Annotated in this window: 13 protein-coding genes; all 13 read left to right on the top strand. The window is 30.6% G+C overall.

All coding sequences use genetic code 11. The annotated features are described in order from the left end of the window. Positions 1–9: 9 nt before the first annotated feature. The 13 genes from nrfD to V7R38_RS03110 all read left to right on the top strand — a co-directional run bounded on the left by nrfD (position 10) and on the right by V7R38_RS03110 (position 18929). Positions 10–1473 (top strand): NrfD/PsrC family molybdoenzyme membrane anchor subunit, encoded by a 1464-nt coding sequence (gene nrfD, locus V7R38_RS03170; protein ID WP_334056018.1) that lies wholly within the window; start codon positions 10–12, stop codon positions 1471–1473. Positions 1474–1475: 2 nt separating this feature from the next. After that, the gene (locus V7R38_RS03165; RefSeq protein ID WP_334056017.1) at positions 1476–2003 is read left to right on the top strand and encodes a DUF3341 domain-containing protein; all 528 of its coding nucleotides are present in this window, start codon (positions 1476–1478) and stop codon (positions 2001–2003) included. A gap of 10 nt (positions 2004–2013) precedes the next feature. Further along, positions 2014–2562 (top strand): c-type cytochrome, encoded by a 549-nt coding sequence (locus V7R38_RS03160; protein WP_015481793.1) that lies wholly within the window; start codon positions 2014–2016, stop codon positions 2560–2562. Positions 2563–2588: 26 nt separating this feature from the next. Beyond that, a complete protein-coding gene (locus V7R38_RS03155) occupies positions 2589–4079 on the top strand; it encodes a quinol:cytochrome C oxidoreductase (RefSeq protein ID WP_334056016.1) in 1491 nt (496 codons plus the stop codon). Between the two features lie 34 nt (positions 4080–4113). After that, on the top strand, positions 4114–5118 hold the full coding sequence (locus V7R38_RS03150) for a cytochrome c oxidase subunit II (RefSeq protein ID WP_334056015.1): 1005 nt from the start codon (positions 4114–4116) through the stop codon (positions 5116–5118). 32 nt (positions 5119–5150) lie between these two features. After that, the gene (locus V7R38_RS03145; protein ID WP_334056014.1) at positions 5151–6932 is read left to right on the top strand and encodes a cytochrome c oxidase subunit I; all 1782 of its coding nucleotides are present in this window, start codon (positions 5151–5153) and stop codon (positions 6930–6932) included. Between the two features lie 103 nt (positions 6933–7035). Beyond that, positions 7036–8058 (top strand): Holliday junction branch migration DNA helicase RuvB, encoded by a 1023-nt coding sequence (ruvB, locus tag V7R38_RS03140; protein WP_015481797.1) that lies wholly within the window; start codon positions 7036–7038, stop codon positions 8056–8058. Between the two features lie 26 nt (positions 8059–8084). Next, positions 8085–9812 (top strand): SulP family inorganic anion transporter, encoded by a 1728-nt coding sequence (locus tag V7R38_RS03135; RefSeq protein ID WP_334056013.1) that lies wholly within the window; start codon positions 8085–8087, stop codon positions 9810–9812. Positions 9813–9869: 57 nt separating this feature from the next. Then, positions 9870–11276: an MBL fold metallo-hydrolase gene (locus V7R38_RS03130; RefSeq protein ID WP_334056012.1), complete on the top strand. Its 1407-nt coding sequence runs from the start codon at positions 9870–9872 to the stop codon at positions 11274–11276. Position 11277: 1 nt separating this feature from the next. Next, entirely contained in the window at positions 11278–11646 is a 369-nt protein-coding gene (locus V7R38_RS03125; RefSeq protein ID WP_334056011.1) for a rhodanese-like domain-containing protein, read from the top strand. Between the two features lie 119 nt (positions 11647–11765). Further along, positions 11766–15056 (top strand): tetratricopeptide repeat protein, encoded by a 3291-nt coding sequence (locus tag V7R38_RS03120; protein WP_334056010.1) that lies wholly within the window; start codon positions 11766–11768, stop codon positions 15054–15056. Further along, positions 15025–16962: a DUF3857 domain-containing protein gene (locus V7R38_RS03115; RefSeq protein WP_334056009.1), complete on the top strand. Its 1938-nt coding sequence runs from the start codon at positions 15025–15027 to the stop codon at positions 16960–16962. Before V7R38_RS03120 ends, V7R38_RS03115 begins: the two co-directional genes overlap by 32 nt. Positions 16963–16967: 5 nt before the next feature. Then, a complete protein-coding gene (locus V7R38_RS03110; RefSeq protein ID WP_334056008.1) occupies positions 16968–18929 on the top strand; it encodes a DUF3857 domain-containing protein in 1962 nt (653 codons plus the stop codon). The last annotated feature ends 54 nt before the right edge of the window (positions 18930–18983 follow it).

Genomic DNA, 18983 nt, shown 5'->3' with positions numbered 1-18983 from the left:
ATATAGAATATGTCTCATTACGAAGCACCCATAAGGGAACCTTTAGTATTAGGTGATAAGAGTTATCACGATATTACCGAAGACATTGCTAAACCTATAGAAGGTAAAGCAAATAAGAATTGGTACATGGCATTTTATATTTCTTTAGCAGCAATGCTTTGGGGATTTGGATGTATCTTCTATACAGTAGGAACTGGTATTGGAGTTTGGGGATTAAGCAAGAACATTGGATGGGCTTGGGATATTACCAACTTTGTATGGTGGGTAGGTATTGGTCATGCAGGAACATTAATTTCTGCAGTACTTTTATTATTCCGTCAGAAATGGAGAATGGCGATAAACCGTTCTGCAGAAGCAATGACAATTTTTGCCGTTTTTCAAGCAGGATTATTTCCTATTATTCACATGGGTAGACCATGGAATGCATATTGGGTTTTACCATTACCAAATCAATTTGGATCATTATGGGTAAACTTTAACTCACCATTATTATGGGATGTATTCGCAATCTCTACTTATTTATCTGTATCATTAGTTTTCTGGTGGACAGGTTTATTACCAGATTTTGCAATGATTCGTGATAGAGCTGTAAAACCATTCCAAAAGAAAATTTACGCATTATTAAGTTTTGGATGGTCTGGTAGAGCAAAAGATTGGCAACGTTTTGAAGAAGTGTCATTGGTACTTGCAGGTTTAGCAACACCATTAGTACTTTCTGTGCATACAATTGTATCTATGGACTTTGCTACATCTATCAACCCAGGTTGGCACTCTACAATTTTCCCTCCATACTTCGTAGCTGGAGCAATCTTTTCAGGATTTGCAATGGTACAGACTTTACTAGGGATTATGAGAAAGGTAACTAATATGGAAGAATATATTACACGTTTGCACGTAGAGTATATGAACATAGTAATTATCTTAACAGGTGGTATTGTGGCTGTAGCTTATGCTACTGAGTTCTTTATTGCATGGTACACAGGGTCACCTTATGAAAATTATACATATTTATCTGTAGGAGCTGCAACAGGTCCTTATTGGTGGGCATTTTGGTCATTATTAATATTCAATATTTTTATTCCACAGTTATTATGGTTTAAGAAAATAAGAAGAAGTTTTATATGGTCATTCATTATTTCAATTGCCATTAATATTGGTATGTGGTTTGAGCGTTTTGATATTATTGCAATTGTATTAAGTAAAGGTCATTTACCTTCTACTTGGTGGAGATTTGAGCCTACGTTTGTAGATGTAGGTATCTTTATCGGAACTATTGGTTTCTTCTTTGTATTATTCTTATTATATGCAAGAACTTTCCCAGTAATTGCACAGGCAGAGGTAAAAACAATATTAAAATCTTCTGGTGAGTTTTACAAGAAGAGAAGAGCACAAGGTATTCCAACAAAACCAACTGTTGTTATAGTTGGTAAAGAAATTAAGGAAGTTAACCCTGATAACAATAAAACAGAATAATTATGGAATCATCAAAAGTTATTCACGCATTTTACAATGATGATGAGGTTTTGTTAGACGCTGTAAAAGCGGTTAAATCAGAGCACCATCATATAGAAGAAGTATTTTGTCCTTTTCCAGTTCATGGTTTAGACAAAGCAATGGGATTAGCTCCTACAAAGTTGGCTATTACAGCTTTCTTTTATGGAATTACAGGTTTAGCATTCGCTATTTGGATGACAAACTACATGATGATTGAAGATTGGCCACAAGATATTGGTGGAAAGCCAAGTTTTTCTTGGTTCGAAAACATGCCAGCTTTTGTGCCAATTATGTTTGAATTAACTGTATTTTTTGCAGCCCACTTAATGGTAATTACTTTTTACATGAGAAGTAGAATTTGGCCGTTTAAAAAAGCAGAAAATCCAGATCCTAGAACTACAGATGACCATTTTTTAATGGAAATTCCAGTTCATAATAATGAAGGTGAGTTAACAGCATTATTAACAAAAACAGGAGCTGTAGAAATTAATATAGTAGATAAGCACTAATAAAGAAATAATGAAAAGTTTAAAATTATTTATTGCTTTAGTTGTATTTGCAAGTATTATATCTTGTAATGACAAAAGAAAACCGCAGTTAGAGTATATGCCAGACATGTATGTCTCTATACCTTATGATACAGATGATGCAGATGGTTTAAATGGAGAGCCTGTGAATAGTAAGCCAGTTGCTGGTACTATTCCAAGAGGTGGTCATCCAGCTTATGATATTCCTGACACAGCAGAAGGTTATGAAAAGGCAAAAACTGAATTGAAGAATCCATTAGAAGCTTCTGAAGCTAATCTAGAAAAAGGTAAAGAATTATACAATATTTACTGTATTTCATGTCATGGTAAAAAAGGAGACGGAAATGGGTATTTATCACAAGCTGAAAAGTTTGAAGGTATACCAAGTTACAAGGATAGAGATATTACTGCAGGTTCAATTTATCATGTTATTATTCATGGTAAGAACTTAATGGGTTCTCATTCTGGACAGTTAACTTATAACGAACGTTGGCAGATAATTCACTACGTAGAACAATTGCGTGCTGATTTATTAAAATAATTACAAAAAGAAAGAATACGAAAGATATGTATCAATTCTCAGGTAAATTAAAAACACTCTCTATTATTCTAACAGTTGTTGGTTTATTAGGTATTGGATGGAGTTTCTTTACAGCACCAAGTACAATTGAAGAGGCAAAAGAAATTATAGCACAACAATCAGCACATGATGATGGTCATGGCACTGCTCATGCAGATGAGCATTCTAATGATCATGCAAATGGTGCACATGGAGATGATCATCATGATAAGGAATTAACAGATAACGATCATAATGCTACTTCAGGAAGTCATACTGGAGAATCTAACATAGATAAAGAAATGAGTGCTCATGGTGCTCATAATGATGATACGCATGCTGAGCATGTTTTACATCAATTACAGAACAAACCTTGGTCTGCACTTTATGTGTCATTATTCTTTTTCTTAGGGATATCATTATTAGTGTTAGCTTTTTATGCTGCACAAAGAGTTGCACAATCAGGTTGGTCTATTGTTCTTTTTAGAGTGATGGAAGCTGTTACAGCGAATCTAGTGCCAACATCTATTATTATGCTATTGGTTATTTTAGCAGCATCTGTTTTACATGTAAACCATATGTTTCCATGGATGGCAGAAGGTACCTTTGATCCTGCAAGTCCTAACTACGATGCAATTGTAGATGGTAAATCTTGGTGGATGAATGTTCCTGGTTGGACAATTAGAGGTATTGTTTACTTAGCTATTTGGAATGCTTACAGATTTTTTATTAGAAAAAATTCAATTGCAGAAGATACAGCAGATGATAATAACAAGACTTATAAGAAAAACTATAATGCGTCAGTTATCTTTTTATTCTTATTCATGATTACTGAGTCTATGATGTCTTGGGATTGGATTATGGGCTTAGATCCTCACTGGTTCTCAACATTGTTTGGCTGGTATGTATTAGCAAGTTTATTAGTAAGTGCTTTAACAGTAGTTGCATTTGTTACAGTATATTTAAGGTCTAAAAATGCTATTCCAGGAATCAATGATAGTCATATTCATGATTTAGCTAAATTTATGTTTGGCTTCTCTGTATTCTGGACGTACTTATGGTTTGCACAATTTATGCTTATTTGGTATGCTGATATTCCTGAGGAAACAACTTACTTCGTAGCAAGATTTAATGAATATAAATTGCCATTTTTAGCAATGTTAGTAATGAACTTTGTATTTCCAGTTTTATTATTAATAAATAGTGATTACAAGAGTATTCCTTGGTTCGTAGTTATTGGAGGTATTGTAATTCTAGGAGGACATTACATTGATATTTTTGTAATGATTATGCCAGCTACAGTTGGTCCTTTCTGGTCATTTGGAATTGCTGAATTAAGTGCTTTATTATTCTTCTTAGGGATATTCATTTATACAGTATTCAGTGCATTTGCCAAAGCGAATCCTATTCCAAAAGGAAATCCTTTCTTAAAAGAGAGCGAGCATTTCCACTATTATAATATTGAACATAGAGGAGAAGGATCAGGAGATCATCATTAATAAATTAAGAATTAAATAAATAAGAAAGATATATATGCTAGCTCTATTTTATATTTTTATAGGTGTTGCAGTAGGTGTAAGTGTTTGGCAAATAACTAGAATTTTAGATTTTAGAGGTGTTATTGCTAACGATGAAGACAATGCTAAACAAGGTAAGAACGCACTTTATTTTATGGTGTTTCTATATGCAATGATGATTTATTGTTTAATTGCAATGAATGTTATTATGTTACCTGAATCTGCTTCTATTGAAGGAGAACATGATGATCGATTATTCAATATCACTTTTTGGTTAATTGGTATAGTACAATTTATAATGCAATTTTTAATTTTCTTCTTTACGTTTAAGTATAGAGGTAATAAAAATAATAAGGCAAAGTTTTATGCTGATAGTCATAAATTAGAGATGATTTGGACAATTATTCCAGCTGTTGTCTTGGTTGTATTAATTGGTTATGGATTATGGCAATGGAACAATGTTATGGACATTGATGATGACGAAGCAGTTGTTATTGAAGTTTATGCTTATCAATGGGGTTGGCATGCACGTTACGCAGGAGATGACAATACTTTAGGTACTGGAAATGTAAACTACATTAAAGGTATCAACACAATTGGTGTAGATATGTCTGATTTAAACTCTCAAGATGACAAGCAGGTTACAGAATTGTATTTACCAAAAGGTAAAAAGGTACATTTCAAGTTCCGTTCACAAGACGTACTTCATTCAGCTTATATGCCACACTTTAGAGCTCAGATGAACTGTGTTCCAGGTATGGTAACTGAGTTTGGCTTTACTCCTAAATATACTACAGAAGAAATGAGAATGCAATCTGAAGTTAGGGAAAAAGTAAAAGGAATTAACAAAATTAGAACTGCTAAAGGAGAAGATTTATACGAATTTGATTACTTATTACTATGTAATAAAATTTGTGGAACCTCTCACTACAGCATGCAAATGAAAATTACGGTTGTAGAGCAAGAAGAATATGATGCTTGGATTTCAGAGCAACCAACGTTAGCAACAGTTATTAAATAATTAATAAAAAAGATACTACAAATTATATTATTATGTCAGATCACCATCATAAAGAAACATTTGTAACAAAATATATTTTTAGTCAAGATCATAAAATGATTTCTAAGCAATTCCTTGTTACAGGTATGTTTATGGGAATCATTGCAGTATTAATGTCGATGCTTTTTCGTTTGCAATTAGCTTGGCCTGATACATCATTTTCTATTATTGAAGCTTTCTTAGGAAGACATCAAACAGATGGAATAATGAGTCCAGATATTTACTTAGCCTTAGTAACAATTCATGGTACTATTATGGTATTCTTTGTACTAACAGCAGGTTTAAGTGGTACATTTTCTAACTTACTAATTCCATTGCAAATTGGGGCTAGAGATATGGCATCAGGATTTTTAAACATGGTGTCTTATTGGTTATTCTTTTTATCTAGTGTTATTATGGTAATTTCACTATTTGTAGAGGCAGGACCAGCATCAGCAGGTTGGACAATTTATCCACCATTAAGTGCTTTACCTCAAGCTATTCCTGGTTCAGGAGCTGGTATGACTTTATGGTTGGTATCTATGGCTATCTTTATTGCTTCTTCTTTAATTGGTGCATTAAATTACATAGTTACTGTACTTAACTTAAGAACGAAAGGAATGAAAATGACAAGATTGCCTTTAACAATTTGGGCTTTCTTTATTACAGCTATTATTGGTGTAGTTTCTTTCCCAGTTTTATTATCAGCAGCTTTATTATTGGTTTTTGATAGAAGCTTTGGAACATCATTCTACTTATCAGACATATTTATATCTGGAGAGGTTTTACACTATCAAGGTGGATCACCAGTATTATTTGAGCACTTATTTTGGTTCTTAGGTCACCCAGAGGTTTATATTGTTTTATTACCAGCATTGGGTATCACATCAGAAATTATATCAACGAACTCTAGAAAACCAATTTTTGGATATAGAGCAATGGTTATGTCAATAATGGCAATTGCATTCTTATCTACAATTGTTTGGGGTCACCATATGTTTATCTCAGGTATGAATCCTTTCTTAGGATCTGTATTTACATTTACAACATTATTAATTGCTATACCATCTGCAGTAAAGGCATTCAATTACGTCACTACATTATGGAAAGGTAATTTGCAGTTAAATCCTGCAATGCTGTTCTCTATTGGTTTGGTTTCAACGTTCGTAACAGGAGGTTTAACAGGATTAGTTTTAGGAGATTCAGCTTTAGATATTAACATTCATGATACTTACTTTGTTGTAGCTCACTTCCACTTAGTAATGGGTGTTTCTGCAATATTTGGTATGTATGCAGGTATTTATCATTGGTTCCCTAAAATGTATGGAAGAATGATGAATAAAACCATGGGTTATTGGCACTTCTGGATTACCATTATTTGTTCTTATGGTGTTTTCTGGCCAATGCACTTTATTGGTTTAGCAGGTTTACCAAGAAGATATTATTCAAACACGGCGTTTCCAATGTTTAACGATTTAGCAGATATCAATGTAGTTATTACAATATTTGCCTTAGTAGGTGGAGCAGCGCAGATTATATTCTTAGCAAATTATTTCATCTCTATTTATAGAGGGGAAAAAGCTACTCAAAACCCTTGGAAATCTAATACATTAGAATGGACAACTCCAGTAGAACATATTCATGGAAACTGGCCAGGTAAATTACCTGAGGTTCATAGATGGGCTTATGACTACAGTAAGAGAGTAGATGCCAATGATGATGATAGTGATTATTTACATGGCCAAGATTATGTGCCACAAACAACACCGTTGTTAGATGGTGAAGAGCCATCATAATTTATATACAATTTTATAAAAAGCCTTTCCAATTTTGGAAAGGCTTTTTTGCTTTGTAACAAAACTTACAAACTGATTTTTTTATTTGCATTATCTTTGTTTTATGAACGAAAACTTGAATCCTGAAAACAGTCATTATTCTAATGAAGAATTAGATGTAGAAAAAAAATTACGTCCACTTTCATTTGATGATTTTACAGGACAAGATCAAGCATTAGAAAATTTAAAAATATTTGTTGAGGCTGCAAACCAAAGAGGAGAAGCATTAGATCATGCTTTGTTTCATGGTCCTCCAGGTTTAGGTAAAACAACATTAGCGCACATTTTAGCGAATGAACTGCAAGTTGGCATTAAGGTAACTTCTGGCCCTGTTTTAGACAAGCCAGGAGACTTGGCAGGCTTGTTAACGAACTTAGATGAAAGAGATGTGTTGTTTATTGATGAAATCCATAGATTAAGTCCAATTGTAGAGGAATATTTATACTCTGCAATGGAAGATTATAAGATTGATATAATGATCGAATCTGGACCTAATGCAAGAACAGTTCAAATCAATTTAGAACCATTTACTTTAATTGGTGCTACAACTCGTTCAGGATTGCTTACAGCACCCATGAGAGCACGTTTTGGAATTAGTAGTAGACTACATTATTATTCCACAGAACTATTAACCACAATTATTCAAAGAAGTGCATCAATTTTGCAAGTGCCAATATCTATGGAAGCTGCAGTTGAAATTGCAGGTAGAAGTAGAGGAACACCAAGAATTGCAAATGCATTGTTAAGAAGAGTTAGAGATTTTGCCCAGATTAAAGGTGATGGAAAAATTACTATAGAAATTGCAAAATATGCCTTGAAAGCACTGCATGTAGATGCTCATGGATTGGATGAAATGGATAATAAAATATTAGCTACCATCATAGATAAATTTAAAGGTGGTCCTGTAGGTATTAGTACAATTGCCACTGCTGTTTCCGAAAATACAGAAACCATAGAAGAAGTGTACGAACCCTTTTTAATTCAACAAGGTTTTATAATGAGAACCCCAAGAGGAAGAGAGGTTACAGAATTAGCCTACAAACATTTGGGAAGAACAAAAGGCAGAAATCAAGGAGAGTTATTTTAAATAATTGCTATAAGTAATTTACAATAATGAATATTAAGAAGATAATACCAATTTTAGAATGGTTACCCAATTACAATACATCGCTTTTTAAAGGTGATTTAGTAGCAGGTATTACTGTAGGTATTATACTAATTCCTCAAGGAATAGCATACGCTTTAATTGCTGGTTTACCACCAATTTATGGTTTGTATTGTGCACTTGTTCCTCAAGTTATGTACGCTATTTTTGGTTCATCTAGACAAGTAGCAATTGGGCCAGTTGCTATGGATTCTTTAATTGTTGCAACAGGTGTTTCTACTTTGGCTTTAGCAGGTTCTGAAAGTTACATTTCAATAGCAATTTTGCTGGCACTAATGGTAGGTACTATTCAATTTATCTTAGGTATTTTTAGCCTTGGGTTTATAGTTAATTTCCTATCAAAGCCTGTAATAACAGGTTTTACATCAGCTGTTGCTTTAATCATTGGTTTAAATCAGTTTAGAAATTTATTTGGAGTTGACTTTTTTCAAAGTGATCAAATTCAATATATAATAATTGATATTTGGGAGCAATTTTCAACCTATAATGCTCATACTACTATTATTGGTTTATTATCTGTAATAACTATTATCATTTTTAGAAGAATTAATAAGAAAATTCCGAATGCATTAATAGTGGTAGTACTTGGAATTTTAACCATGAAATTCTTTGGGCAATCATTTAATGATGTTGCAATTGTAAAAGAAATTCCATCAGGTTTGCCAATTTTTGGAATGCCTGAATTTGAAATAGATCAAATTAAAGAACTATTACCAATAGCGTTAACATTGGTTATGGTTGGCTTTTTAGAAACAATTTCTATAGGTAAATCATTAGAGGCAAAACAAGATGAGTATAGAATAAGACCAAATCAAGAATTAATTGCATTAGGTTTAAGTAATATAGCAGGTTCATTTTTTAAAGCATATCCATCAACATCTAGTTTTTCGAGATCTGCAATTAATCAAGAGAGTGGTGCAAAAACAGGAATGGCAGCTTTAATTTCTGTGGTAATGGTAGTTATTACTTTGCTGTTTTTAACACCTTTATTTTACTTTTTGCCAAAAACAGTTTTGGCTGCAATCATCATAGTAGCAGTGTTCAACTTAATCAATTTTAAAGAAGCATCCTATTTATGGAATGCTAACAAATTAGATTTTTGGTTAATGATGTCTACCTTTCTAGCAACGCTATTATTAGGTATTGAATATGGTATTGTAGTTGGTGTAGGTTTGTCTCTTATCATTCTAATTTATAGAACCTCTAAGCCTTATGTAACTGAATTAGGAAAAGTACCAAATTCTAATTTCTACAGAAATAAAAACAGGTTTGAGGAAGTAATTATTGAAGATGATATTTTAATATTCAGATTTGATGCCCAATTATTCTATGCCAATTCAAGCTATTTTAGAGACAATTTAGATGATATGGCTGCCAAGAAAGGCGATGCTTTAAAACTAATTGTGTTGGATGCAGAAAGTATAAATAGAGTAGACAGTACAGGTGTAGAAATGCTAAAAGAACGAATTCGTTTTTATCAGAAAAAGGATGTGAAATTCTATTTTGCAGGAGTGAAAGGACCTGTAAGAGATGACTTATTCAAATGCGGAATATTAAATATTATAGACATCAATCACTTTTTTATGCGTGCGAATCAAGCTGTAAAATTTTACAAAACTGGCGATCGTAAACATCAAGAGAAATTTGCTAAATACATACATCAATCATACAAATAAAAATAAAGGATGAACCTTAATATCATCCAAAGAGTAATAACTAAATAATCGTAAAAGATGAAAATAGAACAAATTTATACAGGATGCCTTGCACAAGGTGCATATTATATAGAAAGTAATGGTGAAGTAGCTATTATAGATCCATTAAGAGAAGTTCAAAACTATATAGACAAAGCGCAATCAGACAACGCTAAAATTAAATATATTTTTGAAACTCATTTCCATGCAGATTTTGTAAGTGGCCATGTAACTTTAGCAGAAAAAACAGGAGCAAAAATTGTTTATGGGCCAACTGCAAAAACAAACTTCGATGCTATAATTGCAGAAGACAATCAAGTTTTTCAACTGGGTGATATTACAATCACAGCTTTACATACTCCAGGTCATACTATGGAAAGTACTTGTTATCTTTTAAAAGATAAAGAGGGTAAAGATCATGCAATTTTTAGTGGTGACACTTTATTTTTAGGTGATGTTGGTAGGCCAGATTTAGCACAAAAAGGCGATATTACAGAAGCAGATTTAGCAGGATTTTTATATGATAGTTTAAGAACTAAAGTAATGACTTTGGCAGATGATGTAATTGTGTATCCTGCACATGGAGCTGGTTCTGCTTGTGGTAAAAACCTAAGTAAAGAAACTGTTGGTACAATTGGTAATCAAAAAGAAACCAATTATGCTCTAAGAGCAGATATGACCAAAGAAGAATTTATTAAAGAAGTTACAGATGGTTTATTGCCTCCTCCAGCTTATTTTCCATTAAATGTAAAACTAAATAAAGAAGGTTACAAAGATATAGATGATGTTATAGAAACGTCTACAAAGCCCTTATCTGCTAAAGAATTTGAATTTATTGCAAACGAAACTGGAGCAATTATTTTAGATGTTCGTCATCAAACTGAGTTTATAAAAGGTTTTATTCCACAATCTATATTTATTGGTATCGATGGTGGATTTGCACCTTGGGTTGGAGCCTTAATTAAAGATATAAATCAGCCTATATTATTAGTTTCTCCAGAAGGTAGAGAAGAAGAAGTAATTACAAGATTATCTAGAGTTGGTTTTGATAATGTTCTTGGTTATTTAGATGGTAGTTTCGAAACTTGGCAAAAAGCAGGTAACGAAATTGATACTTTAGAATCAATATCTGCAGAGACTTTGTCTGATAAAATTGAAAATAATGAACCTGTTTTTGATGTTAGAAAACCGGGTGAATATGCAAGTGAACATATAAAAGTTGCTGAAAGTACACCTTTAGATTTTTTAAACGATCACATTACTGAATTTCCTAAAAAGGACAAATTTTACATTCATTGTGCAGGTGGTTACAGATCTGTAATTGCAGCTTCAATTCTAAAAGCAAGAGGTTTTCATAATGTTGTTGATGTTGCAGGTGGTTATGGAGCTATTAAAAAAACAGATATTGACAGAACTGCTGCAGTTTGCCCATCAACATTAAAATAAAATGAAAGCTATTTTTAGGTTTTTATTATGTGGTTTACTCTTTATAAGTTGTAGTAATCAAGAAACAACATCGTCAATTTCTACAAAGGAATTAAAGGTGTTGTTAGCGAAAGATTCTATTCAGCTTTTAGATGTTAGAACTCCAGAAGAAATAAAGCAAGGAGCTATAAAAACTGCCAAATTTGCTAATTATTTTGATGATGATTTTGCAGCACAAGTTACAAACAAGTTTGATTCTCAAAGACCAATTTATCTGTATTGCAGATCTGGGAATAGAAGTCTTAAAGCATCAAAACTTTTAAAAGCGAAAGGCTTTACTGTTGTTAATGTCTTAGGAGGTTACAATAGTTGGAAACTGGAAAATGAGTAGAATATTGTACTAATTGATAATTAGTGAGTTATCTTCTTAAGGATTGCAAAAAGTAAAATTAAAGAGAATAAATATGGCATTAAAGGCTGTTTTTATTCTCTTTTTTTTATTTTAGAAAAATGAAAAGAATACTCCTCCTATTAGTTGTTATAACTAGTTTCAGTTATGCACAAGAAAAAATTGCCTTCGTAGATTATGATCAAATTAAAGAAGAAATATCTCAAAGTTCTTCTGAAGGAAATTATGAAAAAATACTAGAGTTAATCAATAGAATTAATGAAAACGACTCTATTTATTACACCTTATTAACTTCGAAATCTTACTATCTATTACAGTTAAAAAAGAATAAAGAAGCAATTGAAGTAACAAATAAAGGTATTAATGATAATCATAATCATTCAAAAGTCTTTTTTTATGTAAACAAGGGTGTAGCCTTAACAAACTTAGAAAAGTATGATGAAGCTATTAATGCATACAATGAAGGTTTAAAGATGTATCCGAATAATTTCCTTTTAAATTTTAATAAAGGAGTTGTTTTAGAAACTCAAGGTAACTTAAATGATGCTGTGGAATCTTACAAGAAAAGTATCATCATAAACCCTTTAAATAGAAAACCACATCTACAGATAGGAAATATATATTACAAACAAGAAAGATTAACACAAGCTTTAATGTGTTTTAATATGTATTTACTTCTAGAACCAGATGCAAATGGTGCCTTTGGTGTTTTAAAATCTTTGAACAATGTAGTGGTTTCAGAGAATTCAAATGTTAGAGATGAAGACATAGAATTAAGTGATTCAGATGATTCATATGATGAAATTGATTTGGTGCTTTCTAGCAAAATAGCAATGAATGATAAATATGAAACTGGAAATCCAATTAATATTGCCTTAACCAAACAAAATCATGCCTTGTTAGAAAAGTTAAAAGATTTTGAGGGGGAGGATAATTTCTGGACAGAGAAGTATGTGCCAATGTACAATTGGGTTTCTAAAAACAATTACTTTAATGAATTTATTTACACTTTGGTATATTCTATAGAGAATGAAGAATACAAGAAAATAGTTGAAAAAAATATTAAGAAAATTAAAGAGTTTTTGCCTGCTTTTCAAACTAAGTGGATAGATTTAGTAGCTAAAAACACCATAAAATTTAATGGTAAGGAGCAAGAAGTGTATTATGAATATAGTAACAATACAGTCAATGCAATTGGTGAAAAAATTAATGGTGTTTCTGTAGGTAGTTGGCAGTTTTTTAATGAATCTGGTAAAATTATTGCTAAAGGGCAGTTTAACAATGAAGAGAAAAAACAAGGAGATTGGGTTTGGTTCAACTATAAGAATAATGTAAAGGAAACAGCTTCATATGTTAATGGAAATTTAGAAGGAGAAAACTTTATGTTTTATGAAAATGGAAGAAAATATATAAACGCCAATTTTAAGAATAATGCATTAGAGGGTGAATACGAATATTTTAATGATAAAGGTGCTTTAATTCAAAGAAAGTATTTTAAAAATGGTGAGTTAGAAGGTGTTTATAAATCTTACTTTCCTGTTGGAGAAGAAATTTTAGAATTTATAGTTCCTTATAAGAATGGCTTAATTGAAGGCGAGGTTCAAGAATTTTATGCCAACAAAGATTTGTATGAGATTTCTAATTATTTAAATGGAGAACTAAATGGTGTTGTAAAACGCTATTATTATGATAATAAAATTTCATCAGAAATTTCTTATTCAAATGGGCAATTAAGTGGCCCTTATAAATCTTATTATACAAATGGGCAAATAAGTGAAGTTGGTCAAAGTGTAGAAGGTTTTTATGATGGAGATTGGAAAACCTATTATTTCGATGGTCAGTTGCAGAGTGAATTTAAATATAATAAGGGTGAATTAGATGATATTTATAAATTCTATGATACAGATGGTAAATTACATTATACATATCAATATAGAAGAGGAGAATTAATTGCCTATTCATTTTTTGATAAAGAAGGTAGTCTTATAAAACAAGGAAGAAAGAAAGGTGGAGAGTTTTATTATGAAGGCTATTCAGCAATTGGCAATAAAATATCAGAAGGTTTATATGACATCTCAGGAGGTAAAATGGGTGAATGGAAATTCTATGATAATAATGGAGTTTTAAATGGTAAAGGAACATTTAAAGAAAATAAAACAAATGGGACTTATTTTACTTATTATAAAAGCGGAATTATTGAATCTGAGAGTACTTATAAAGAAGACCTTTTAGAGGGGTATTATGTAGATTATCATTTAAATAATCAAATGAGATCTCAAGGATGGTACAAAAATAATTTGGCTCATGGTGAGTGGAGGTATTATTATAAAAATGGTACACTAGAATCAATAAACTTTTTTCATAAGGGTCAAATTCATGGCAATCAAGATAATTTTGATGTTGCAGGTAATCATATTTCAAGAACCACCTATAACTTTGGTGACATAGTTTCTGATATTATTTACGATTCAAAGGGTAAAGTAACTCAAACTATAAATTATCAACCAAAAGAAAATACTTTTCAAGTTCAGTTAATGCATTATAATGGAAAAGTAAAAACGGAAGTAGACTATTTAAATGGGTTAAAACATGGTAACTATGCTTACTACTATTTTAGTGGTAATAAAAGAACTTCTGGTGGTTATATCAATGGCAAACAACATGGTCTTTGGACCTGGTATTATGATGATGGCACTATAGAAAGTACCTCTCATTTTCTACTGGGAGAGGTCGATAATAAAACTACCAGATATTATAAAACTAGTAAATTAGAAGCTGTCTATAATTACGAAAATGGTTTCGAGGTAGGTACAGATATGAACTATTATAAAGATGGTAAACTAGAAGTTTCTACAGACTATGCTAATGGTAAAAAACATGGAAAGAAAATTTTATATGATGAGTTTGGAGAACTACAATTAATACGATTTTATAATCATGGTGTATTGGTTGGCTATAGCTATTTAGATAAAAATGGTAAAGAAATGCCTTTAATTAAAATTAAAAATGAAACTGCTAAAATTAAAGCGTTCTATAAATCTGGTAAGCCTTCAATAATAATGGAATATGTGAATGGTGAAACAGTAAATGAATATAAATCCTATCATTCAAATGGAAAAGTCGAGAGTGAATTGTTTTATAAAAACGATTTAAAAAATGGTGAGGCTAATTACTATTACTCAAATGGAAACAAAAGGTTGAGTATTAATTATTTATTAGATCAGAAAAACGGTAGATTTTTAAGTTATTTTGAGAGTGGAAAATTAAAAAAAGAGCTTAACTATATCAATGATGAATTACATGGTCTTGGAAAATATTTTGATGAAAAGGGAAAATTAACAGCACAAAAAGAATTTTTGAATGGAGAGGTTTTTAAGGTTAAAGAGTTATAATGTATTCTTTTTACTAGTTATATCAACGCTAAATCTTAACGCCCAATATTCAGAAGAATTTGTAAAGTATAGCAACGTTTATCCAGAAGCTAATAGAGTTAGATTACAGCAAAATATAGAAATAAGAATAGAGGAAAATGATGGAAAAATCTCCATTAAACAAAACATTCTAGAAGAAGATTTATTTTTAAATGAATCTGCAACCTATAACTCTAAAAACAGGTTGAGCTTCTCATCTTTTTTCGAGTTAGAGAATATAGAAGCTTCTTCTTTTAACTATAATAATGGTAAATATTCAGAAATCGAGGTTACTAATTTCATAGAGAAAGATGAATTAGATGATTCGTTTTATGATGATTCTAAAACATTAAATTTTATATATCCTAATTTAAAAAAAGGGTCTAAAACAAAACTAACGTATACTCAAATAGTAAAAAACCCACGTTTCTTAAGTACATTTTACCTAGCTGATTATTTTGCTATCATTAATAATAAAATTAAAATTATTGTAGATAATAATATAGGTTTAGACTTTAAGAAGTTTTACACAGACAAGGTTGATTTAACTTATTCAACTAAGAAAAGACGAAAAACTACAGAGCATCTTTGGGAAATAAGAAATACCAAAGATTACGATTTTGAAAATGATGCTCCTAGTTTTAAAAACTTTTTACCACATATTGTTCCACTGATTACTACAGTAGAGTTAGAAGATAAAACTATTTCTATTTTAGGCGATGTAAAAGATTTATATGGCTGGTATTATTCGTTAGTTAAAGATATTAATAAAGATGATTCAAGCCCTGAATTAATTGCTTTAGTAAAAGAGCTTACAAAAGACAAGAAGACAGATTTAGAGAAGGTGAAAGCCATTTATTATTGGACCCAGAAAAACATAAAATATATCGCTTTTGAATATGCTTTGGGAGGTTTTATACCAAGAGAATCTAATGATGTTTTTAGAAAAAAATATGGTGATTGTAAAGATAACTCTAGTATTCTTTATAAAATGCTAGAAATTGCAGGTTTAGATGGTAATTTAACTTGGATTGGTACAAGAAGCATTCCATATACTTATGAGCAAGTGCCAACTCCGGTTGTAGATAATCATATGATTTTAACCTACAATTTTGAAGGTAAAAATTACTTTTTAGATGCTACAGGTAGATATATTAAAATGGGTTTACCTACTTCATTTATTCAAGGTAAGGAAGCTTTAGTATCTTATAAAAACGATTTTAAGATTGTAAACGTACCAATTATAGAAGCAAAGGAAAATATTATTTCAGTTGATACTAAACTACAGTTAATAAATGGTCAATTAATAGGTGAAAGCACAACAACACTAAGAGGTTATCCTAAAATAGATATTTACAATAAGTTGGAAAATTTGAACACCAATGCTAAAATTAAAGAGTTTTACAATTTAAATCTTAAAAAAGGTAATAATAAATTTCTTATTACAGATTACAAAGAGATCAATAAATATGACTATGATGAAGCGTTTAGTATTACCTATGATTTTAAAATTGAAAATTATGCAAAAAAATTAGGAGACGAAATTTATATCAACCTTAACTTAAATCAATATGCTTCAGATTATAAGGTTAAGAAAAACAGAAAGCGCCCTTTAGAATATGATTATAAGAGGTTGTATCAAGCTAAAACTACCTTAGAAATTCCCAAAGGTTATGCAGTGGACTATATACCAGAATCAAAAACCTTTAAAAATGATTTGTTAGTGTGTGAAATAAATTACGAAATAATAAATAACACAGTAGTTTATCAGCAAAAATTCACACAAGATTACTTAGTACTAAAATTAGAAGATCAGAAAACCGTTAACGATCTAATTAAAAAAATAGAAAAATTCTACAAAGAAATAATTGTTTTAAAAAAGAAATAAGTAGCATGAAAAGAAAATTATTACTAACCCTATTTATAGTTATTGCACAATTTAGTATCGGTCAAAATGAACCCTTTTATAAAAGTTATGATTGGGAAAAAAGTCCGAATTATAAAGTAGATGAGTCAGAGGAAAATATGGTTTCTTTAAAAGAGAAATTAGTAACAGAATTTTTTTATGATGGAGATAATTTTGTGGAATATTTTTTAGAACACAAAGTACTTTGGTTAAATTCAGATGATGTTATAGAAGACTATAATAAAATTTATTTGCCATTTTCGTCAGATTCTGAACTTCAAATAAATAAAGCTAGGGTTATAGATGTAAAAGGTAAAATAATAGAATTAGATGAATCTAAGATACTTACTGCAGAAGATGAAGAGTCAGGCAGAACATACAAATACTTTGCATTTGAAGGTATCACAAAAGGTAGTTTTATTGAGTTTTTATATGTGGTTAAAAGAAGCCCATTATATATGGGTAAAAGAATTACTGTACAAGCATCATACCCTAAAAGTAATGTTCAATTTGATTTATTTTCACCTAACAATTTAATTTTTGATATAAAAACGTATAATGGGGTACCTAGTATTACTGAAGACACAACAAATGTCAATAAGAATCATTACAAGCTAAGAATTCCTAAAATTGATAAACTAGAAAACGAATATATGTCTGCATATAATGCTTCTAGAGGTTCCTTAATCTATAAATTAGATAAAAACACCGCTAATAATAGCAGTAATATTGTTTCTTATGATAAGGTTTCACAAAATCTGTACGACTATTATTACAAAGATTATTCTAAAAACACAGTACAGGCAATTAACTCGTTTTTAAAAGAATTAAACATTTCTAGCACTACAGAAAAAGAACAAAAAATAAGGGTTATTGATAACTTTATAAAATCGAATGTTTACTCATCAGACATTTATAGTGAGGATTTAGAAAATTTAGATGAAGTATTAAATAAAAAAGTAGCCAATGAAACAGGAGTGCTAAAGTTGTATTTAGCTTTATTAAGAAGTTTAAATATAAAACACGAACTCGTTTTAACGAGTAATCGAAAAGAGTTAAAGTTTGATAGAAAGTTTGAAGCTAATAATTTTCTAACCGAGTTTTTAATCTACTTTCCAAAATACAAAAAGTACCTTTCTCCAAATGCCAACAATACTAGATATGGCTTTCCAGCTCCTTTTTATACAGATAACTATGGGTTGTTTATTAAAGAGGTTACTGTAGGTGATTTTAAATCTGCCCTTGGTAAAATCAAATATATTAAGCCTGTAAAAGCAGCCATGAATTTTGATACTATGGTTGTGGATGTTAGTTTCGATGAGGAAGATTTAACAACTAACAATATTCACTTTGAAAGGGCTTTTAATGGCTATTATGCCATGAACATACAACCATTTACTAATTTAATTATAGGTGAAAAAAGGCAAGAATTAATTGACGGAATTTTTGAAAATATCAGTGAGAACATAGAAATCTCAAAAAGTGAAATGATAAATGACTCGCCTAATTTATTTGGTGTAAAACCTATAACTTTTATATCAGATTTTTCAAGTAATGATTTTGTAGAAAAAGCAGGAAGAAAATATCTTTTTAAACTAGGTAAATTAATTGGTGCACAAATGCAGTTATATCAAGAAAAGAAAAGAGTACTTCCTTTAGAGAATGAGTTTCAAAGAAGTTATTTTAGAACAATCAATATAAAAATTCCTGAAGGGTATAAGATTACGAATTTGGATGAAATAAACATTAGCAACGTTTATAATTTAAAGGGCAAAGAGTTATTTTCTTTCAAGTCTTATTATTCTATAGAAGGCAACGTTCTTAAAATTACTGCAGATGAACATTATAGAACGAATATAGTTGCAGTAGATATTTATGAAGAATATAGAAAGGTTATTAATAGCGCTGCCGATTTTAATAAAATAGTATTGCTTTTAGAGAAAGAATAATGGCAAGTAGAAAAACAAAAAACCTCGCAAATTGCGAGGTTTTTTTATTTGTAT

Origin of the sequence: Polaribacter sp. P097 (assembly GCF_036864555.1) — a bacterium.
Lineage (GTDB): Bacteria > Bacteroidota > Bacteroidia > Flavobacteriales > Flavobacteriaceae > Polaribacter.
This window is presented reverse-complemented; position numbering and strand designations above follow the sequence as displayed.